The 19053-nt window shown below is 65.2% G+C and carries 18 protein-coding genes; 11 read left to right on the top strand and 7 right to left on the bottom strand.

What is annotated here, in order from left to right:
• The first annotated feature begins 5 nt into the window (after nt 1-5).
• Entirely contained in the window at nt 6-854 is an 849-nt protein-coding gene (locus ACZ5YA_RS20280) for a class I fructose-bisphosphate aldolase (protein ID WP_118933437.1), read from the top strand.
• Between the two features lie 28 nt (nt 855-882).
• On the opposite strand, the gene fdx is transcribed toward ACZ5YA_RS20280, so the two are convergent.
• On the bottom strand, nt 883-1221 hold the full coding sequence (fdx, locus tag ACZ5YA_RS20275) for an ISC system 2Fe-2S type ferredoxin (protein WP_118933438.1): 339 nt from the start codon (nt 1219-1221) through the stop codon (nt 883-885).
• A 208-nt stretch (nt 1222-1429) separates the two neighbouring features.
• Between fdx and ACZ5YA_RS20270 the strand changes: the two genes are divergently transcribed.
• Both ACZ5YA_RS20270 and ACZ5YA_RS20265 read left to right on the top strand, forming a co-directional pair.
• Nucleotides 1430-3259: an ATP-binding response regulator gene (locus ACZ5YA_RS20270; protein ID WP_118933439.1), complete on the top strand. Its 1830-nt coding sequence runs from the start codon at nt 1430-1432 to the stop codon at nt 3257-3259.
• Nucleotides 3256-3882, top strand: a complete 627-nt coding sequence (locus ACZ5YA_RS20265) for a response regulator transcription factor (protein ID WP_118933440.1) — start codon at nt 3256-3258, stop codon at nt 3880-3882. Before ACZ5YA_RS20270 ends, ACZ5YA_RS20265 begins: the two co-directional genes overlap by 4 nt.
• Here ACZ5YA_RS20265 and ACZ5YA_RS20260 read toward each other — a convergent pair.
• The 3 genes from ACZ5YA_RS20260 to ACZ5YA_RS20250 all read right to left on the bottom strand — a co-directional run bounded on the left by ACZ5YA_RS20260 (nt 3821) and on the right by ACZ5YA_RS20250 (nt 7560).
• Complete coding sequence (locus tag ACZ5YA_RS20260; RefSeq protein WP_464091145.1) at nt 3821-5998, bottom strand: peptidase domain-containing ABC transporter; 2178 nt, start codon at nt 5996-5998, stop codon at nt 3821-3823. The two genes, ACZ5YA_RS20265 and ACZ5YA_RS20260, sit on opposite strands and share 62 nt — an antisense overlap.
• Nucleotides 5995-7278 (bottom strand): HlyD family secretion protein, encoded by a 1284-nt coding sequence (locus tag ACZ5YA_RS20255; protein ID WP_464091144.1) that lies wholly within the window; start codon nt 7276-7278, stop codon nt 5995-5997. The genes ACZ5YA_RS20260 and ACZ5YA_RS20255 overlap by 4 nt, the downstream gene beginning before the upstream one ends.
• 105 nt (nt 7279-7383) lie before the next feature.
• Nucleotides 7384-7560, bottom strand: coding sequence for a hypothetical protein (locus tag ACZ5YA_RS20250; protein WP_165867897.1), 177 nt, complete (start codon nt 7558-7560; stop codon nt 7384-7386).
• A gap of 424 nt (nt 7561-7984) precedes the next feature.
• Here ACZ5YA_RS20250 and ACZ5YA_RS20245 point away from each other — a divergent pair, with 424 nt between their 5' ends.
• The 6 genes from ACZ5YA_RS20245 (at nt 7985) to ACZ5YA_RS20220 (ending at nt 13693) form a co-directional block, all read left to right on the top strand.
• Nucleotides 7985-8164: a hypothetical protein gene (locus ACZ5YA_RS20245; RefSeq protein ID WP_059377386.1), complete on the top strand. Its 180-nt coding sequence runs from the start codon at nt 7985-7987 to the stop codon at nt 8162-8164.
• 182 nt (nt 8165-8346) lie between these two features.
• Nucleotides 8347-9270 carry a non-homologous end joining protein Ku gene (gene ku, locus ACZ5YA_RS20240; protein ID WP_059377389.1) on the top strand — a complete coding sequence of 308 codons (924 nt, stop codon included), beginning with the start codon at nt 8347-8349 and terminating at the stop codon, nt 9268-9270.
• 2 nt (nt 9271-9272) lie between these two features.
• Nucleotides 9273-11798, top strand: a complete 2526-nt coding sequence (gene ligD / locus ACZ5YA_RS20235; RefSeq protein WP_464091143.1) for a DNA ligase D — start codon at nt 9273-9275, stop codon at nt 11796-11798.
• Nucleotides 11799-11933: 135 nt separating this feature from the next.
• Nucleotides 11934-12413 carry a carboxymuconolactone decarboxylase family protein gene (locus tag ACZ5YA_RS20230; protein WP_118933468.1) on the top strand — a complete coding sequence of 160 codons (480 nt, stop codon included), beginning with the start codon at nt 11934-11936 and terminating at the stop codon, nt 12411-12413.
• 9 nt (nt 12414-12422) lie between these two features.
• Nucleotides 12423-13178: an SDR family oxidoreductase gene (locus ACZ5YA_RS20225; protein WP_306635043.1), complete on the top strand. Its 756-nt coding sequence runs from the start codon at nt 12423-12425 to the stop codon at nt 13176-13178.
• A 20-nt stretch (nt 13179-13198) separates the two neighbouring features.
• Nucleotides 13199-13693, top strand: coding sequence for an Ohr family peroxiredoxin (locus ACZ5YA_RS20220; protein ID WP_464091142.1), 495 nt, complete (start codon nt 13199-13201; stop codon nt 13691-13693).
• 3 nt (nt 13694-13696) lie between these two features.
• Here ACZ5YA_RS20220 and ACZ5YA_RS20215 read toward each other — a convergent pair whose 3' ends face one another.
• The 3 genes from ACZ5YA_RS20215 to ACZ5YA_RS20205 form a co-directional block, all read right to left on the bottom strand.
• The gene (locus ACZ5YA_RS20215) at nt 13697-14701 is read right to left on the bottom strand and encodes a LysR family transcriptional regulator (protein WP_118933445.1); all 1005 of its coding nucleotides are present in this window, start codon (nt 14699-14701) and stop codon (nt 13697-13699) included.
• Between the two features lie 142 nt (nt 14702-14843).
• Nucleotides 14844-15278: a cupin domain-containing protein gene (locus tag ACZ5YA_RS20210; RefSeq protein ID WP_118933446.1), complete on the bottom strand. Its 435-nt coding sequence runs from the start codon at nt 15276-15278 to the stop codon at nt 14844-14846.
• A gap of 118 nt (nt 15279-15396) precedes the next feature.
• Nucleotides 15397-16275: an RNA polymerase sigma-70 factor gene (locus ACZ5YA_RS20205; RefSeq protein ID WP_251878720.1), complete on the bottom strand. Its 879-nt coding sequence runs from the start codon at nt 16273-16275 to the stop codon at nt 15397-15399.
• 232 nt (nt 16276-16507) lie between these two features.
• Between ACZ5YA_RS20205 and ACZ5YA_RS20200 the strand changes: the two genes are divergently transcribed.
• Both ACZ5YA_RS20200 and ACZ5YA_RS20195 read left to right on the top strand, forming a co-directional pair.
• Nucleotides 16508-17407, top strand: coding sequence for an MBL fold metallo-hydrolase (locus ACZ5YA_RS20200; protein ID WP_306635047.1), 900 nt, complete (start codon nt 16508-16510; stop codon nt 17405-17407).
• 699 nt (nt 17408-18106) lie between these two features.
• Entirely contained in the window at nt 18107-19027 is a 921-nt protein-coding gene (locus ACZ5YA_RS20195) for a LysR family transcriptional regulator (RefSeq protein WP_306635049.1), read from the top strand.
• Nucleotides 19028-19053: the final 26 nt, after the last annotated feature.

The following is a 19053-nucleotide window of genomic DNA, read 5'->3' as shown; positions in this document are numbered from 1 at the left end:
TTCCCATGCTGCACAGAAAAGAAGCGCGTCTGAACCGGCTGCTGAACGGCGGCCGTTGCCTGGACATCGCCGTCGACCACGGCGTTTGCAATGAACCCAGCTTCCTGTCCGGACTGGAGGACATGCCGGCCGTGATGGAACAGCTGGCCGCGGCGCGGCCCGACGCCATCCAGCTGAACTACGGCCAGGCCGACCTGCTGCAGCAGCGTCCAGGCCGGGACAAGCCCGCGCTGGTCATGCGCCTGGACATGGGCAACCCCTACAACGCCACGGTCCATCGCGTCATGTGGGCCGTGCTGCAGAACGAGCAGGACCCGGTGCTGCCTGCGGTTCAGATGGACGCGGCCTGCGTGGTGGTCAACCTGTTCATGCTGCCGGACGAACCCGACCTGTTTCGCCAATGCGTCGCCAACATCGCGCGAGTCCGCGCGGACTGCGACCGCTACGGCATGCCGCTGATGATCGAACCCCTGGTCATGGCCCCGCACTCCGCGCGCGGCGGCTACATGGTCGATGGCGACGCCGAGAAGATCGTCACGCTGGTCAGGCTGGCGCGTGAAATGGGCGCCGATATCGTCAAGGCCGACCCCACCACCGCCACGCGCGATTTCCATCGCGTGGTGCAGGCGGCGCGCTGCCCGGTGCTGGTGCGCGGCGGCGGCCGCGAAGACCTGCGCCAGGTCTTCGAGCGGTCGCGCGAATTGCTGGATGAAGGCGCGGTGGGGCTGGTGTATGGTCGCAATGTCTACCAGCACGCCGATCCGTCCTCAGTGGTGCGGGCGCTGATGGCCATGATCCACGACAACGCGAGCGCCAGGCAGGCGTGGGATCTTTACGAAGCAGGCGGCCGATAGGGCGCGCGGCGCTTCGGCCGCAAGGTTCCTAGTGCTCCTCCTTGGCATGGTTGATCGTGTACTTGGGAATGGCGACGGTAAGGTCTTCCTCCGCGACGATCGCCTGACAGCTCAGGCGGGACTGCGCTTCCAACCCCCAGGCGCGGTCGAGCTGATCCTCTTCGGACTCATTCGCTTCGTTCAAGGATTCGAAACCCTTGCGCACGATGCAATGGCAGGTGGTGCAGGCGGCACTCATGTCGCATGCATGTTCTATTGCAATGCCGTTGGCCAGCAAGGCCTCGCAGATCGTGGCGCCGGCCTGCACCTCCAGCTCGGCGCCTTCGGGCGCCAGTTCTGCGTGTGGGAGTACGGTGATCTTGGGCATATCTGATTCCTGTTCAAGGACGTCTCCCTGTTCAAAGGAAGGCGTAGTGGCGTGAGAGAAGCCTGGGGCTTACCAACGTTGGAATGTCAAGGCCGCCAGAAATGCGCGAGAACCCTGTGGAAATCCACACGATCGGTCTAAAATCCGCACACGTTTCGATCCGTGCCTGCGCAAGCGGCAGGTCCCTCGCACGTAACATCCCACGCCATTGCAGCCCGCCATCGGTCAGACTTCCGCTTCCGCGCCGCCAAGTTCGTCCTATGCCGCCCGCATCCATCAGGTGCAGGTCGACGCATTGCGCCGAAGCTTTCCGTTCGCCCTGGCCGGGTCGCTGATCAGCGCCTGTTTTTCCGCATTCGCCTTGGTCGGCGTGCTGCCCCAGCACGAGATCCTCCTATGGCTGGGCGCCACGCTGATGGTGGGCGCGCTGCGCTGGGCCGCAGTGGTGGCCTACGACCGCCATCGCACCGATCCGTCGGCGGCGCAGCGCTGGGTGCGCCGGATGCTGGCCGGCAACCTGTGTTCCGGCATTCTGTGGGGCTTGCCGTTCGCCTATTGGACCTTTTTCGTCCCGCTGGAATACCAGCTGTTCTTCATCGTCATCCTGTTCGGACTGGGCACCGGCGCCATCTATTCGAACTACATGATGCTGCCGGTGATGTACGCGTTCGAGGTGCCGGCCTTCGCACCGATGTTCATCGCGCTGGCGGCGCAGCCTTCCGCCATCCATCTGGCGCTGGTGACGGGCGGTCTCGCATATCTGATCGCGACCCTGGCCTTCATCCATCGCATGAACCGCACTCACCTGGACGCCTTGCGGCTGGGTTATGAGAACCTGGCGCTGCTGGAACAGGTGCGCCAGGAGAAGATAGCCGCCGAACGCAGCGACCTGGAGAAGTCCCGCTTTCTGGCGGCGGCCAGCCACGACCTGCGCCAGCCCGTGCACGCGGTGAACCTGTTCCTGGGCCTGCTGGCCAACGAGCCCTTGTCCCGGCACGGACGCTATCTGGTCGATAACATCACCAGCGCGCTGTCGGCGATGGGCCATCTGTTCGACGCCTTGCTGAACCTGTCGCGGCTGGACGCCGGCGTCATCGAGCCTCGTTTCGAGACGTTCAGGATGCAGCCGCTGCTGGACCAGCTAAAGGCCGAGTACGCGCCGCAGGCGGGCGAGAAGGGGATACGGCTGCGGGTGCGCGCGTGCGCGGCCAGCGTGCGTTCGGATCCCGTGCTGCTGGAGCGCATGCTGCGCAACCTGATCAGCAATGCCATCGTGCACTCCGACGGCGGCCGCGTCCTGGTGGGCTGCCGCAGGCGCGGAAGCCGATTGCGCATCGAGGTCTGGGACAACGGCCCGGGGATCCCGAAGGCCGAACAGGAGCGCGTCTTCTGGGAGTTCCATCAACTGGCCAATCCCGAGCGCGACCGCAGCAAGGGCCTGGGGTTGGGCCTGGCCATCGTGCGCCGCACCGCCAGGCTGCTGGCCCACGAACTGGCGCTGCGCTCGGAAGAAGGCCGCAGCACGGTTTTCACGGTCACGGCGCCGCTGTCGGATCCGGCCGCGGCAGGCCTTTCGATCACGGATGCCAATGTAGGACTGCCACGGGCGCCTGCAAGCGAAGACAACCTGCGCGGCAAGCTGGCGTTGCTGGTGGACGACGACGCGCAGAACCTGGCGGGCCTGTCCATGCTGTTCGAAAGCTGGGGCTGCCGCGTCATCGCCGCGACCAGCGGCAACGCGCTGTTCGAGCGCGTGCTGCCGCTGGCCGAGACGCCTGCCCTGATCGTCACCGATTACCGGCTGCGCGAACACGAGACCGGCATCCACGTGATCGAAAGGCTGCGCGAGGAATACAACGATCCCGATCTGCCTGCCTTGCTGGTCAGCGGCGACACCGATCCGGCGCGCCTGACGGAAGCCGCCGAGCGCGGCGTGCCGCTCTTGCACAAGCCCGTGCAAGTCCAGGCCCTGCGCGAGCACGTGACGGGCCTGCTGCATGCCAGAGCGGCTGCGTCCCTTACCGGAGATGCCGAATGACGGCAGTGTTATTGGTTGACGACCACGCCATGTTCCGCGAAGCGCTGGTGATGGCGTTGGGCCAGGGCGTGCCCGGCTTGACGATCCATCCCGCGGCCAGCGGCCAGGAAGCGCTGGAGGTGTTGGACCGGCATACCGCGATCCAGCACGTCATCATGGATTTCTATCTGCCCGACATGGCCGGGGCCGACCTGCTCAAACGCTTGCGTCAGCGCCGATCGCAGCTGCGCATCCTGGTGCTGTCGGCCTCGCAAGATCCCGATGACATGCGCCGGGCGCTGGAAGCTGGCGCGCAGGGCTTCCTGAACAAGTCCGCCAGCTGCCAGGAGCTGGCCGCCGCGCTGGAAGCGGTCAGCGAGGCGGCGCCACCGCAGCGCAGCGCGTTGTCCGCAGGTGACCAGGACGAAGCGGCCTTGCTGCGCGCGCTGACGCCGCGCCAGGTCGAGGTGCTGTGCCTGATGTGCGACGGGCTGCGCAACAAGGAAATCTCGGAACGGCTGAACATGACCGAGAAGACCGTCAAGACGCACGTGTCGGCCATCCTGGGCACGCTGGGCGTGCTCAATCGTACGCAGGCGACGCTAGTGGCGCGGCGCGGCGGCGTGTTCGGGAAGCCGGTCTAGGCGGCTGTCCGCTGTCGCTGGCGACCTTGCCGGCCACGAGCGAGATCTCGCGTCCGGCCGCCGCGATCGTGTCGGGCCGGTGCGCCACGATCACCCGCGTCATGTCGAGCCTGGCGATGGCCGTGTTGACGATCCGTTCGCGCTCAAGGTCCAGGTGGCTGGTGGCCTCGTCCAGGAACAGGATGGCGGGCTGCTTGTACAGCGCCCGCGCCAGCAGCACCCGCTGCTTCTGGCCGCCCGACAGCACCGTGCCCATGTCTCCCACCAGCGTGTTGTAGCCCATGGGCATGGCGCTGATGTCGTCGTGGATCGTGGCGATTGCGGCGCAGCGGCTGGCGCGGTCAGGGTCGTATTGCGGATCGAAGAAGCTGATGTTCTCGCCGATGGATCCGGCGAAGAGGACGTCGTCCTGCAATACCGTGCCGGCGATTCGGCGCAGGGCGGCCGCGCCCGCGCCTCGCGCCGGCACTCCGTCTATCAGCACTTCACCGTCGGTCGGCGTCAGGACGCCCAGCAGGATGTTGATCAAAGTGGTCTTGCCGCCGCCGGAAGGCCCGGTGATCGCGACCGACTCGCCTGGCTCGATCCTGAAGCTGATGTCGTCCAGCACATACGGTTCCTGCGGCCCGTACCGGAAGCGCAGATTGCGGACTTCGATGACGGGCGAGCGCGGGTGCTCATCCTGCACTGGCAACCTTTCGTCGACCGGCTCGGGTGTCTCGCGCACGATGTCGGCCAGGCGTTCGCCTTGCAGCCGCAGCATCTTCACCTCCACCAGCTTGTCCAGCAGCGCCGCCACGCGCTGGTCGAACAAGGTCTTGTAGACGATGAAGGCGAGCAGGGCGCCCACGGTGAACTGGCCGTCCAGCACCAGTCTTGCGCCCAGCCACAGTATCGCGATGGAGGACAGGCCGAACAGCAAGCCGTTGAACGTGCGGAAGAACAGCGTCCATTTCTGCACGCGCAGGTCGGCGTTGATCTCGTTGACCAACAGCGACAGCCAGCGGGAGCGCCGGTCGTCCTGATGCTGGAACAGCTTGATCGCCTTGACGCCCCGCACGGTTTCCAGGAAATGCGATTGCTCCTTGGCGGCGTGCACGATGTGCTCTTCGGTGGCGTAATGCAGCGGCGCATAGCCGGACCAGCGGGCCAGTCCGTACAACGCCATGGCGCCCACCGCGATCCATGCCAGGGGCGGGCTGTACAGGAACATCAGCACCAGCGTGATCAGCATGACCAGGCCGTCCAGCAACGCCTCCAGGAAGGACGTCGTCACGGTGCGCTGTATGGCGTCGATGGCGCCGAAGCGCGACACCACGTCGCCCAGGTGCCGCTTCTCGAAGTAAGCCACCGGCAGGCGCAGCAGATGCGTGAAGACGTTGGTGCGCCATTGCAGGTTCAGCGTGGTTCCCATGACCATCAGCATCCAGCTGCGCGCCACCGAAGTCAGCTGCTTCATGATCATCAGCAGTCCGAAGGCCAGCGCCAGCGTGGTCAGCAGATCCCGGTCCCCGGTGTTCAGCACATGGTCCACCACCCATTGCAGGAAGAACGGCTGGACCACGGTGAGGATTTCCAGCGCCAGCGCCAGCAGCAGCACCTGCGAGAACGCGCCGCCCAGGCCGGAAACCCTGCCGGTCAGCTCGCGCAGCCGCACGCGCTTGTGATCCCGGACCTCCTGGAAATCGGGCGTGGGCCAGAGTTCCAGCGCGACTCCGGTGAACGATGCGGACAGTTCGCCGATGGAGCATTTGCGCGTGCCGCTGGCAGGATCGATCAGCGTGGCCGAGCGGCCGTTGATGGCCGTCAGCACCACGAAGTGATTGAACTCCCAATGCAGGATGCAGGGCAGTTTCAGCTTGCCCAAGGCGCCCAGGCTGACCTTGACCGGCCGCGACGCCAATCCTAGCTGGCTGGCGACGTGGATCAGGGTGGCCAGCGTCGCGCCCTTGAGCGATACGGGAAAGCGGCCGCGCAGGGTGGCCAGGCTTTGCTCATGGCCGTGATAGCCCGCGATCATGCCCACGCAGGCCAGGCCGCATTCGGCGGCCTCGGTCTGCAGCAGCCTGGGCACGCGCCGTTTGACTCCCAGCGTCAGGCGTTCGAGCATGTTCATAGTTTCCCCGACAGCCGCTGGGCGGGATCGAACGCCCATTGGTACAGGCGGCGCGTCTGCTGCAGGATGTCCGCTTCCAGCCGCATGCCGGGCCGCAGCGCCAGCGCCTCTCCGTGGGGGCCGCGCGCAGGGGTATCCAGCGACACCGTGATCCGGTACAGATCCTCCTGCACATCGCCATTCGCGGCGGCTTCATTCAATTGCCATTCGGGCAAGGCGGTGCGCGTCACGGTCCGGACCACGCCGGACTGCTGTCCGAAGGTCTGATACGGGTAGGCCGCGAAACGCATGAGCACCTGGTCGCCGGGCGCGACGAAGCCGACGGCGCGGCTGGGCGCCAGCAGTTCGGCCTGCAGGCGGGCGCCGTCGGGGACGATGGTGGCCAGCGGCCGCTTGGCGTCCACGGCCTGGCCCGCCGCGGCGGTGACGGCGGTCGCGATGCCCGCCTGGGGGGCGGAGATGACGACGCGGCGCCTGGCTTCGCTGCGGCTGAGGTCCACGGCAATGTCGGCCATGTCCCGGTCCAGCTGCGCCAGCTGGTTCTGTTGCCGCAACGACAGGTCCGCCAGCGCGGCCTGGCGGTTGGACAGGTCCATGGCCAGCCCGATGCGGTCGCGCAGCAGCGCCTGCAGCTGATTGCGCTGTTCCAGCAGTTCGGCGCGCTTCTGGTCGGCTTCCTCGGCGGACAGATAGCCTTTTTCCATCAGGCCGTGATAGCGGCGCGCGCTGTCTTCGGCCAATTTGATGCGGGCGCGCTGCCCCTCGATCTGGCTGTCCATGGCGGCCAGCTGGGCCTTCAGGCTGGCGATTACCGTGGCCTGGTTGTCGTGTTCGCCCTGCTGCAGCAATAGCGTCTTCTGGCGTGCCAGCCGCAGGCTTTCTTCGCGCTGCCGGATCTGGCCGCTGATCGCCTCCTGGGTTTCGCCCAGGGCGCTTTGCTGATCGCCCGACACCACGTAGAGCACCTCGCCAGCGGCGACATGCTGGCCTTCCAGGACCCGGCGTTCCAGCACGATGCCGGCCTGCGGCACGTAAAGCTTGATGAGCCCGGTGTCGGGCGCCAGCTGGCCGCTCACGGTCGCGCGTTTGGTGTACGAGCCAAGGGCAAGTAAGAGACAGACGGCCAGCACGAAACCCGCCAGCACGGCGGTGACCAGTGCGAACGACACCGGCCGGATCAGGACGATATCGCCCAGCCCGACGGAGCGTTGTGCGGCAAGCGCCTGTTTGCGATAGAGCGTCACGGCGTTGGAGGCAGCCCAGGAAAGCGTGGTGAGCAAAAGCCGGCCGGCATGGTGGAAAAAAACCGCGGCGAACGCGCCGCCGCGCCATGAAATCGGATGTCAGCCGGGGCATCCGTCCGATGCGGCCGGGATTCCGACTGACTACTTCGGCATGTAAACCGTCTTGCCGGCGGGGAAGCTGCCTTTCTGGGGGGCAAAGGTGATGGTGTTACGGTTCGGTCCCCAGCCGCCGCTGACCGCCTGGGTTTCTTCGGCGCTCAAGGGTCTGATCTGTTGTTCCGCGTCGCGCTGCGGATCGGGTTGTTCAGTTTTTTCCATCTCTATCTCCTGCTGCGTGCTGACGAAGGAAGCCGCGCCAGCGTCGGCCGAGCATCGTCCGAAACGAGGCGCCCGTCGCGATGCGCTGCAAACGGGAAGCCAAGCTCCCAAACACTGGCATGCTCGGGGCGGACAGTAGCAGCGCACCAGTGCAGGCGCATCGGTCTTTAGTCGTAGGGACGGAAATCCGGCGGTCTGACCGGCGCGGTTTCGCGCCGGCCGGGACGGGAGACGGATCGTTTGCGTGCCTACGACCAAAGACCGATTCGGCGCTGCGGCTCCACTGCTACTGTCCGCGTCGGGCCGTTCGACGGCCGGCGCGTCGGTGTTCCGGTCCTTCGGGCCAGGAGGCCAGCGCGGTCCGTCCGCTGAGGCTTGGCCGACGCTGGCGCGGCTTCCTTCGTCAGCACAGCAGGAGCAGGACATGAAGAAAACGGAGCAAACGAACCGGCAGCAGACTGCCGGGGATCAGATCCGCCCCTTGAGCGCCGAGGAAATCCAGGCGGTCAGCGGCGGCGCAAATGGCAAGAAACCGGGGGTTCCCGGGCCGCAAGGCGGGCGCGTGAATGCCACGTCCGTGACCAAGGCGAGCTTCTATCGTTGAACGCGGGATCAGGCGGCATGGTTCCCAGCCATGCCGCCATGAGGCCATAATCCAGAGACAACGGGACGGTCGAAGCCGAAGCCCCAGGCACGGAATTTGCTGCTCAGCCTACTCCGCACAGCCCTGGCGGCTTGTTTGGGCCCGCAGGCGAGGCCGCGCGCCCATCTTCTGGGAGAATGCTCATGGCCACGCGAACCATCTGGAAGGGCGCGATCACCTTCGGCCTGGTCCACATTCCCGTGGGCCTGCATACCGCCACGACGGAATCGGGCGTGGATTTCGACTGGCTGGACCGCCGGTCGATGGACCCGGTTGGCTACAAGCGCATCAACAAGCGCACGGGCAAGGAGATCGAATCCAAGGACATCGTCAAAGGGGTCGAGTACGAGGACGGCCAGTACGTCATCATCTCGCCCGATGAAATCGCGGCAGCCTATCCGCGCACCACCCAGACCATCGAAATCCAGCAATTCGTGGAGGCGTCCGAAGTCTCGTTCGTGTATCTGGAACGTCCCTATTACGTTGCTCCGATCAACAAGGGGCAAAAGGTCTACGCGCTGCTGCGCGACACGCTGGTGAAAAGCGGCAAGATCGGCATTGCCAAGGTCGTGATCCAGACCAAGCAGCATCTGGCGGCCTTGATTCCGATGGGAGACGCGCTGGTCCTGAACCTGATGCGCTGGGGCGACGACGTGAAGTCCGTGGAGGACCTGGATCTGCCCAAGGCCGGTGCCAAGAGCATGTCGCCCAGCGCGGCCGAATTGAAGATGGCCAAGATGCTCGTGGACGAGATGTCGGCGCAGTGGAACCCGGCCGATTACCAGGACGAATTCAAGGCGGCCATCATGGGGCTGGTGGAAAAGAAGGTAAAGGCGGGCAAGACGGAAACCGTGGTCGAGCCGCAGGAGGAAGCGCCGGCGTATGCGGATAACGTGATCGATCTGACCGAGCTGCTGCAGCGCAGCCTGCGCGGCGGGGCGTCCAAGGGGCGTGCCAAAGCCGATGCCAGGCCCGCGAAGAAAGCCGCGCCGCGCAGCGCCGCCGTGAAGAAGGCGCCCGCGAAGAAGGCGGCCAAGAGCGCCAGGCAGGCGAAAAAGGCGGCCTAGCGATGGCAGACAGCCTGAAGAAATATCGCGAGAAGCGCAATTTCGCCGTCACGCCCGAACCTGCGGACGGCGGCGATTCTGGCGGTGAAGGCCTGGCATTCGTGATTCAAAAACACTGGGCCAGCCGCCTGCACTATGACTTCCGCCTGGAACTGGACGGCGCGATGAAAAGCTGGGCAGTGCCGAAGGGGCCGTCGTTCGATCCTTCCATCAAACGCATGGCGGTGCAGGTCGAAGACCATCCCATCGCATACAACCAGTTCGAAGGCACCATCCCCGAGGGACAGTATGGCGCCGGCAAGGTGATCATCTGGGACGAGGGGCGCTGGACTCCGATCGGCGATCCCCGGAAGGCATATAAGGCTGGCCATCTGAAGTTCACGCTCGAAGGCGTGAAGATGCGCGGGCGCTGGGCGCTGATCCGCATGAAGGGCAAAGAGGGCGAGCGCCAGCCGCCCTGGCTGCTGATCAAGGAAAGCGACGAGTACGCGCGGCCTGAGCGGGATTTCAGCGTGGTGGACGAGCTACCGGACAGCGTGGTGCCGTTGCGCAAGAAGAAGGCGGCGACTGCGCGCAGCGAACCGCCAATCCGCGCCGCGAAGGCGGCAGCAGCCGTGGCAGCGTTACCGGGCAAGGCCGCCGCCCTGCCTGCATCGCTCAAACCTCAGCTGGCCACCCTGGTCGAGGGCGTGCCGCGGGGCGCGGACGACTGGTCCTACGAAATGAAGTTCGACGGCTACCGGATCCTGGCCAGGCTGGACGACGGCAGCGTGAAGCTGTACACGCGCAACGGCCACGACTGGACGGCCAGGATGCCGCGCCTGGCCCAGGAGCTGGCGGCGCTGCAGATCGCCAATGCCTGGATCGACGGCGAGATCGTGGTGCTGACGCGCGAAGGCGTACCCAGCTTTCAGGCCTTGCAGAACGCCTTCGATGCCGCCAGTACGGCGGACATCGTCTTCTATGCGTTTGACCTGCCTTACGTCACGGGGCGCGATCTGCGCGACGAGCCGCTCAGGCTGCGGCGGGATCTGCTGCGGCGGATCATCGCCACGAGCCAGGGCAAGCACGTGAAGTTCAGCGAGGCCTTCGACAAGCCGGCGGCAGACCTGGTCGCTTCGGCCTGCAAGCTGGGCCTGGAGGGCATCATCGGCAAGCGGCTGTCCGCGCCCTACGTGTCGCGCCGCACGGACGACTGGATCAAAATCAAGTGCACCAGACGCCAGGAGTTCGTCATCGTGGGTTACACCGAGCCCAAGGGCAGCCGCAAGGGCTTCGGCGCGCTGCTGCTGGCGGTGCATGAGCCGGATGGCGGGCTGCGCTACGCCGGCAACGTGGGCACAGGGTTCGACGACAAGACGCTGCAGGACCTGCATCGTAAGCTGGCCGGCATCGAACAAAAAGCCAGCGCGTTGACCCAAGGCAAGCCGCGCGCCCTCAAGCAGGTCCACTGGGTCCAGCCTACGCTGGTAGGTGAGGTTTCGTTCGGAGAATGGACTGGCGACGGCCATGTACGCCATTCGACCTTCCGCGGGCTGCGGACTGACAAACCACCCAAGAAGATCACGCGCGAGGTTGCCATGCCGGCTGAAAAGATATCCACCCGCAATCACCCCGCCAAACCCATAAAAGCGGGCGCTGAAACGTCTGCGAAGGGGATGAAGCTGTCCAATCCCGATCGCGTCATCGATCCCTCTTCAGGCGCGACCAAGCTCGACCTGGCGCGCTACTACGCGCTGGTGGCGCCGCTGATGATGCCGCACCTGCGCGGCCGCCCGGTTTCGTTCGTCAGGGCGCCCGCGGGGATCGAGGGCGAGCATTTCTTCCAGCGGCATTCGGAGTCCTCCATCCCGGGGGTGCTTGCGCTGCCTGAACGCCTGTACCCGGGGCATCCGCCGCTCATGGAAATATCGAACGTAGCGGCGATACTCGCCGCCGCCCAGCTGAACGTCGTGGAGTTCCACACGTGGAATGCGCTCAAGACCGCGATCGGCAAGCCGGACCGGATGGTGTTCGACCTGGACCCAGGAGCAGGGGTGGATTGGCCTGCGGTGCAGCAGGGCGCGGAACTGGTGCGCGTGCTGCTGCAGGAGTTAGGCCTGCGCGGCTGGCTGAAGACCAGCGGCGGCAAGGGCCTGCATGTGGTCGTGCCGATCCGCAAGCAATACGGCTGGGACGCCGTGAAGGACTTTTCCGAAGCCATGGTGCGCCATCTGGCGCAAACGCTGCCGAAGCTGTTCGTCGCCAAGAGCGGTCCCAAGAACCGTGTGGGCAAGATTTTCGCCGATTACCTGCGCAACGGCTTCGGCGCCACGACGGTGGCGGCCTGGTCGGCCCGCGCCCGGCCCGGCCTGGGCGTGTCCGTACCCGTCCGCTGGGACGAACTGGCGGGGCTGAAAGGGTCGGCGCAATGGACCATCGCCAACATCCACACCCGCCTGGATGCGGGCAACGAGCCTTGGGACGATTACGCGCCCCAGGCCATCGGCCGGGCCATGAAGCAGCTCGGGGTCGAGCCGCGATCCTGACGCCCGGCATGGCCGTCAGCGCGCGTTGACGATTGTTGCCGTCGCGGCAACATCATGGTCCCCTCCGCGGATCTACTGCCGTTCTGCGGGCAGACCTACGATTTGGGCGTCGTTCAACCCATCGAGGAAGTCACCATGAGTCAACGCCTGAATGCCTTTGCGCAATCGCCCGAACTGTTCAAGAAATTCGTCGAATTCGGCATGCTGCTGAAGTCCGGCGCGATCGAGCAGCCGATCCTGCGCCTGGTCGAAATCCGCGCCTCGCAGATCAACGGCTGCGGCTTCTGCCTGGACATGCATGTGAAGGATGCCAAGATCCACGGCGAGGGCGAGCTGCGCCTGCACCACGTGGCGATCTGGCGCGAATCCGGCGAATTCTCGCCGCGCGAGCGCGCCTGCCTGGCCTGGACCGAAGCGCTGACTACGCTGGGCGCGCAGGGCGTGCCCGACGAGATCTATGAACGCGTCCGCACGCAGCTGTCCGAAAAGGAAATCTCGGACCTTAGCTTCGCGGTCATGGCGATCAATGGCTGGAACCGCCTGAACGTGGGTTTCCGCACCGTGCCGGGTTCGGCCGACAAGGCCTATGGCCTGGATAAAGCCAAGTTCAACTGAGGAACCATCATGAAAATCCTGGTTATCGGCGGCACGGGCCTGATCGGCTCCAAACTGGTCAAACTGCTGCTTGAGCGCGGTCATGAGGCAATTGCCGCGTCCCCCGCTACCGGCGTCAACACGCTGACCGGCGAGGGCCTGGATGCCGCGCTCTCCGGCGTCGACACGGTGGTCGACGTTGCCAACTCGCCGTCGTTCGAAGACCGCGCCGTGCTGGAATTCTTCCAGACCTCGGGGCGCAACCTGCTGGCGGCGGAGGCCCGCGCCGGCGTGCGCCACCACATCGCGTTGTCGGTGGTCGGCACGCAGCGCCTGGCCGAAAGCGGCTACTTCCGCGGCAAGATCGCGCAGGAGGCGCTGATCGTGGCTGCCGGCATCCCGTACACCATCGTGCACAGCACCCAGTTCTTCGAATTCCTGGGCGGTATCGTGCAGTCGGGTACCGAAGGGACGGAGGTGCGGCTGTCGCCGGCCTACGTCCAGCCCATTGCGTCGGACGACGTGGCCCTGGCCATGGCCGATGCCACGCTGGCGCCGCCAGTGAACGGCATCGTGGAAATCGCCGGCCCCGAGCGGGTGCGACTGGCCGAGCTGGCGCAGCGCTACATGGCCAAGATCGGCGACGCACGCACCGTGCGGGCGGACGCCGGCGCGCGCTACTTCGGCGCGCAGCTCCACGACGACACGCTGGTTCCGGGAGCCGGCCCACGGCTGGGCAAGATCGGCTTCGAAACCTGGTTCAGCCGTTCGGGCGCAAGAAAGTAGCGGCGGGCACAAGGACCTTCATGAGCAAACCGCGGCCTCCTTCCCAGCGTCTCCTGGACAAGTACCGGGGGAAGGATTTCCATGCCCTGTACACCACCAGCGTGACGGTGCGCGGCGGGGAGGCTGCGGATGGACGGGCCTCCGGCATGGCCATTTCGGACGACGGCGAGTTGGTGGTGGAACTGCGCCTGCCGGTGGAGCTGGGCGGCACGGGCGGGGGCACCAACCCTGAACAGCTATTCGCCGCCGGCTTTGCGGCGTGCTTCCATGGCGCGCTCGGCATGCTGGCCGAACGTGCCGGTCTGGCCACCCCGGACGCTGCCGTGACGGCCACCATCTCGTTCGGCCGGGACCCCGTCGACGGCTTTTTCGCGCTGACGGCGGACGTCAACATCCACCTTCCAGGCGTGCCTGCGCCGGTCGCCGAAGAGCTGGTGCGCAATACGGAACGCCTGTGTCCGTACGCCAAGATGGCCCAGGGCGGGATCGAGAGCGTGGTGGCCCTGACCCAATAGCGCTCAGGCCTGTTTCGACAGCAGGCTGTCGATGATCAGCAGATCCTGTGCGCGGATGCCTTCGGTCATGAAGTCGATGAAGACACGCATGCGCGCCGGCAGGTGCTGGCGGCTCAGAAAGCACAGGTAGTGTCCGCGGTCGTCGGGCGAGTACTGCGGCATGCAGGCGACCAGCGTGCCTGCGCGCAGATGCTCGCAGACCTGATAGGCCGCCATCTGCGCGATGCCATGGCCGTCCAGCACGGCCTGTAAGACCAGATCGGCATCGTTGAAGGTCAGCATGGCGGGCGGCGCGAACTTGCGCAGATGGCCGCCGACCTTGAACTCCCATTCGAATACGCGGCCGGACGCCAGCAGGAAATTCACGCAGCTATGGCTGGATAGCTCGTCGACGCTGAGCGGCAGTCCATGCCTGGCGGCATAGTCCGGCGAGGCGCACAGCATCATCTGCATGGGAATCACTTTCTTGGCGATCACCTGGCTGTCTTCCATGCGGCCGTTGCGAAACGACACGTCGACGCGGTCCGTGGTGAAGTCGGTCGGGCCGTCATCCAGCAGCAGCTCCACCGAGATGTTCGGATGCGCTTGGCGGAACGCCTTCAGCAGGGGCGCCACGATCTTGCGGCCAAAACCCACGGTGGAACAGACGCGCACCAGGCCGGAAGGCGGACCCTCGCGCAGGTCGCGCATATTGTCCAGGGCCTGGATGATCCGTTCCACGCCGGGATGGCATTGTTCGTAAAAGCGCTGCCCCTCGGCGGTAAGCGAGGTGCTGCGCGTGGTGCGCACGAAGAGCCGCACGCCCAGCTGGTCTTCGAGCTTCTGCACGCTGCGGCTGACTGCCGAACGGCCTATGCCCAGCCGGTCGCCGGCCTTGGCGAAGTTGCCCTCGGCCGCGACGGCCAGGAAGGCCATGACGCCGGCATAGCTGGTGGCGAAGCTGTCGGCCAGGGAGTCCGGGCCGTTCGCGGGAGAGGTAACCGGGGAGGCGGGGAGAGGGGTAGGCATGGTGGCAGCGCCGCAAGTTGGTTGATCCTACCCCCTAAGACGTGGGGCAGGCCGGTTTTGTGACGCTGCCGCGGAAAAAAAAAAGGCCAACCTCGGGCGAGTGGCGCCCGGGGCTGGCCAGGATGGGATAAGTGCGTGTCCCCTATTGAACGGGGATCAGGGCGGGAGCGCCCTTTTTCTTGATCAGCACGACCACGAACTTGGCCGGCTGGGTCTGGCTGGCATTGCGGCCCACGGTGTGGATGTCGTCCGGCCCTTCGTAGAAGGTCTGGCCCGGGGTCAGCGTCACTTCCTTGCCGCCTTTGACCTGCATGACGATGCTGCCCTCCAGTACATAGACAAAGGCCGAGGCGTCATGGCGGTGGAGGGGGTCGGCCGCCCCGGGCGGATAGTCGACGACGAGCATCACGGCATCGCGGCCGGGGATGTCCGGCAGGTCTTTGCTCATTACTTCGGTGACGATGGGATCGGCGGGCTTGCCGGCGGACGCCGCGTGGTGCGATGCGGCATGGGCGGGCTGGCCCAGCAGCGCGCCGGCGGCGATGAAAGACAACGCGAGTTTGGTGAGTTTCGGCATGGCCTGTCCTGAGTGGATGGGTGACAGGTCCATCGTAGAAGCGCGGGCGGCGCGGCGGTAGGTCCGCGCAAGGGATCACCATGTTGCCCCTCATGCACCAACGCCGGCGCGGGCGGCCTCAGCGTTGCGCCAGCGCGGCCGCGATGCGGGCCAGCTTGTCCGGATTGCGCTGCACCAGAATCCGGGTCAGGCGCTTGCCGTCCGTCTCGTAGGATTGCACGGATTCAAGCTCGCCATCGATAAAGCGCAGCAGCGTCCATTGTCCGTTCACCTGGACCACTTCGGTGCGCAGCGCCTCGCGGTAGCGACGCTTGCCGGCGTAGAACAGCTGCGCCAGCCGCTTGCCACCCACCAGGCTGGCAAAGGCGGTGGCCTTGCCGCCGCCGTCGCCGATGAGTTCGGCGTCGTCGCTCAGCAGCGCATGCAGGCCGTGGAAGTCGCTGCGGTCCATCGCGTCGGCAAAGGTCAGCAGCAGCCGATGCAGCGTCGCGCGCGGCACGGCCTCGCGCGGGGTGCCTTGGCGCAATTGCTGCTTGGCGCGCCGCACCAGCTGGCGGACCGCGGCCTGGGTCTTGTCCAGGGTCTGCGCGATGTCCTCGTAGTCGGCGTCGAACACCTCGCGCATCAGGAAGGCCGCGCGGGCGTTCGGCGACAGGCGCTCCAGCATGAACAGAAATGCCACTGACACATCGTCGGCCAGTTCGTGGATCTGTTCGGGCGTGGAGGGCGCGGCCATCAGCATCGGTTCCGGCAGCCAGACGCCCACATAGTTTTCCCGTTCGGCACGGGCGGCGCGCAGGCGGTCGATCGCCAGACGGGTGGTGACGGTGACGAGCCAGGCTTCGGGGTTCTCCAGCGTGGCACGGTCGGCGCCATGCCAGCGCAGCCACGCATCCTGCACCACGTCTTCCGCCTCGGCCACCGAACCCAGCATGCGATAGGCGATCGCGTGGAGGCGCGGGCGATGGCGGTCGAACAAAGTCACGGAGCCGGTCATGGAATGGGCCAACGCTTGGAGGGAAGGATGGGAGGCAGGGCATTTTGCCGTAGCGGCGTGGGCAGAACAAGAGTAGGGAACCGCCGCGAATTGGTGCGGATCGCACAACAGCATGCTTCCCCGCACACGCCTACCGCGCCTGAAGAGCCAGACCTACGATCCTCCCAACTTCGCCACGCGCAGAAGCCTCCGCGCCGCCACCTTGGTGGCGCACCTTCCTGGAGATACCGCCATGTTTGCCATTGAAAACACCGAATCCATCGACCTGGTGCCGTCGCGCTACGCGCTGCAGATCGGCGACATCGACGCGCTGGTCGTCAGCGACGGCGTGCTGCCGCTGCCGACCTCGACGATGGCCACCAACGCCGACCCCGCCGATCTCGCGGCCTGGCTGGAACACATGTTCATGCCGCCCGACGCGTTCGACTGGCCGTTGAACGTGATGGTGGCGCGCAGCGGCGATCAGACCATACTCATCGATGCGGGACTGGGCGGGCAGTTCGCGGGCTTTCCGCGCGCCGGGCTGTTTCCCCAGCGGCTCGAGTCCGCCGGCATCGCGCTGGAATCCGTGACCGACGTGATCATCACGCACATGCACATGGACCACGTGGGTGGGCTGCTCGTACCCGGCGTCAAGGAACGCTTGCGTGCGGATGTGCGCATCCACGTGTCCGCGACCGAAGTGGCGTTCTGGACTTCGCCGGATTTCTCGCACACCGTCATGCCCAAGCCGGTGCCTGCGGTGCTGAAGTCGACCGCCACCAGCTTCTACAACGAATACCGCGACCGTCTGCGGCTCTTCGAAGACCGGCATGAGGTGGCGCCGGGCGTCATCGTGCGCATGACAGGCGGCCATACGCCCGGACACAGCGTGGTCGATCTGGTCTCGGGCGGCGAACGGCTGACCTTCGCTGGCGACGCCATGTTCCCGGTGGCATTCGACCATCCCGAATGGCACAACGGCTTCGAGCACGACCCCGAGGAATCGGCCCGCGTCCGTCTCGGTCTGTTCCAGGAGTTGGCGCGGAACCGTGGGTTGCTGGTCGCCGCCCACTTGCCGTTTCCGTCCCTCGGGCGGGTCGCGGTTGACGGCGACGCGTTCCGCTGGGTGCCGGTCATCTGGGATTTTTGAGTGCGCTGAGACGCCCATTCTGCAAAGGCTGGGCGTCGGCGACGCGCATTGGCCCGCGGCCGGTCAACGGCCGGGGCCGGTTTGGATACGTTTGATTAACTCTGCGCGTGACGAATTTCGAATTCAGGCAATGATTGTTTATTGCTGATTATTGGAAATTTGGACAGCGACTTCTGTGTTGATTTGTCCGGACGAGGTGTCTGCATAAATCCATAAATGCTTGATAAAGCGAGACATGAATCCGGCGTCAGGATGCCGATGATGGCGAAATTTGTTGCAGTGAAACATGCGGAATGCTGCAGCCGTCGAGTTTCATGGTTGCATGCCGATTGACGCAGTCTCACAAGGGCGGGATACGAGAAAAAACACGAAGTTTTGATAGGGGTATTTCGTGTTTAAAGTCCGGAAATTTAGTTAAAATCAATCGCTTGGGATTATGAGCGGGAGCATCGTCTCCCGCTTTGCATTTAGGCCCGTCGGCGTATACCAACGTCTGCGGGCCATGAGAAAAACGGGTTAACGGTCCTTGTTTTTCTTCCAAAGTCGGCCGTCGTTCGCCAATCCGGCGAGTGTATTGGTGCGTCGCAGCAGGGGAGCCCAGCCCCTTCGGATTCTGATAACCCATCCCGATACTGACCGGGACTGTTCCGCCGCTGGCCGGTGGGACAGGGGTGTATCTCAGGCTTAGGATATCCACGCATGAATCTCCGGTTTCTGGAAACGTTTGTCCGAGCCGCCAGGCTCAAGAAAATGACTTTGGCCGCGGAAGAACTCCACGCGTCCCAGGCGGCCATTTCCGCCCGCATTGCGGCCTTCGAGGAAGAACTGGGCGTAAGGGTCTTTGTGCGGGAGAAGGGCAAGCAGCTGAGCTTGACGCCGATAGGCGCAGAAATGCTTGGCCCTGCGGAAGAACTGCTGGCACATGCGAGAGCCTTCACCAGCCGGTTCGCGACCACGGACGTAAGGCTTACCCAGATCAGCATCGGCATGAGCGGGACCGTTGCGGAAGCGATACTCGAGCCCATGGCCGCCGCCCTCTGCAGACAATGGCCGAACGTCACCGTGCATCTGCAGTCTTTGACCAGCACGGACATACGGCAGCAATTGCGTGAGGGCACGCTCGACATCGGGCTGTTGCTGGGCAGCATCGAAGAGCCGATGGTGGTAAACCGGCAGTTGCTCGAGCTGGACTACGTCTGGGTCTGCAGCCCAAGCCTGATGCGCGGCGATGTCGAGCCGTCGGTGAGCCACTTGAAGCGGCTGCCTCTGTTGTCCTATCCGGTGGATTCGCTGTTGTACTCTGCCATCGCCAGCTATTTTTCGTCTCCTCAGATGCAAGGCTTCAAGCTGATCGTGTTGAGATCGCTGTCGGTCATGCTGCGGTTGGCCGTTGCGGGCGCGGGATACGCGGTCTTGCCGATCGAGCTCATCCGCGGGGAACTCGATTCGGGCAAGCTTGTGCGGCTGCCATTTTCCATGCCATTTCCTAAGCAGACCTACTTTGCCGCTTATGTCGACCAGCCCTCGATTCCGCTGCGCGCAGCCATGGTCGATTGCATTTGCGAGGTCGCCAGGCTGGTCTCGGATGGCATGGCGAACGGGCCGACGCTAGCCGCCTGAGCGCAGCCGGGCTTCGGCGTGTGCTG

Source organism: Achromobacter sp. JCM 18799 (genome assembly GCF_055395645.1).
This window is presented reverse-complemented; position numbering and strand designations above follow the sequence as displayed.

What these genes read in the sequence shown, in the direction of transcription:
- ACZ5YA_RS20265 (WP_118933440.1), top strand. Translation starts at nt 3,256, where the DNA reads ATGACGGCAGTGTTATTGGTTGACGACCACGCCATGTTCCGCGAAGCG.
- ACZ5YA_RS20250 (WP_165867897.1), bottom strand. Translation starts at nt 7,560, where the DNA reads ATGGAAAAAACTGAACAACCCGATCCGCAGCGCGACGCGGAACAACAG.
- ACZ5YA_RS20215 (WP_118933445.1), bottom strand. Translation starts at nt 14,701, where the DNA reads ATGCCTACCCCTCTCCCCGCCTCCCCGGTTACCTCTCCCGCGAACGGC.
- fdx (WP_118933438.1), bottom strand. Translation starts at nt 1,221, where the DNA reads ATGCCCAAGATCACCGTACTCCCACACGCAGAACTGGCGCCCGAAGGC.
- ACZ5YA_RS20200 (WP_306635047.1), top strand. Translation starts at nt 16,508, where the DNA reads ATGTTTGCCATTGAAAACACCGAATCCATCGACCTGGTGCCGTCGCGC.
- ku (WP_059377389.1), top strand. Translation starts at nt 8,347, where the DNA reads ATGGCCACGCGAACCATCTGGAAGGGCGCGATCACCTTCGGCCTGGTC.
- ACZ5YA_RS20195 (WP_306635049.1), top strand. Translation starts at nt 18,107, where the DNA reads ATGAATCTCCGGTTTCTGGAAACGTTTGTCCGAGCCGCCAGGCTCAAG.
- ACZ5YA_RS20205 (WP_251878720.1), bottom strand. Translation starts at nt 16,275, where the DNA reads ATGACCGGCTCCGTGACTTTGTTCGACCGCCATCGCCCGCGCCTCCAC.
- ACZ5YA_RS20230 (WP_118933468.1), top strand. Translation starts at nt 11,934, where the DNA reads ATGAGTCAACGCCTGAATGCCTTTGCGCAATCGCCCGAACTGTTCAAG.
- ACZ5YA_RS20210 (WP_118933446.1), bottom strand. Translation starts at nt 15,278, where the DNA reads ATGCCGAAACTCACCAAACTCGCGTTGTCTTTCATCGCCGCCGGCGCG.
- ligD (WP_464091143.1), top strand. Translation starts at nt 9,273, where the DNA reads ATGGCAGACAGCCTGAAGAAATATCGCGAGAAGCGCAATTTCGCCGTC.
- ACZ5YA_RS20220 (WP_464091142.1), top strand. Translation starts at nt 13,199, where the DNA reads ATGAGCAAACCGCGGCCTCCTTCCCAGCGTCTCCTGGACAAGTACCGG.
- ACZ5YA_RS20260 (WP_464091145.1), bottom strand. Translation starts at nt 5,998, where the DNA reads ATGAACATGCTCGAACGCCTGACGCTGGGAGTCAAACGGCGCGTGCCC.
- ACZ5YA_RS20245 (WP_059377386.1), top strand. Translation starts at nt 7,985, where the DNA reads ATGAAGAAAACGGAGCAAACGAACCGGCAGCAGACTGCCGGGGATCAG.
- ACZ5YA_RS20280 (WP_118933437.1), top strand. Translation starts at nt 6, where the DNA reads ATGCTGCACAGAAAAGAAGCGCGTCTGAACCGGCTGCTGAACGGCGGC.
- ACZ5YA_RS20225 (WP_306635043.1), top strand. Translation starts at nt 12,423, where the DNA reads ATGAAAATCCTGGTTATCGGCGGCACGGGCCTGATCGGCTCCAAACTG.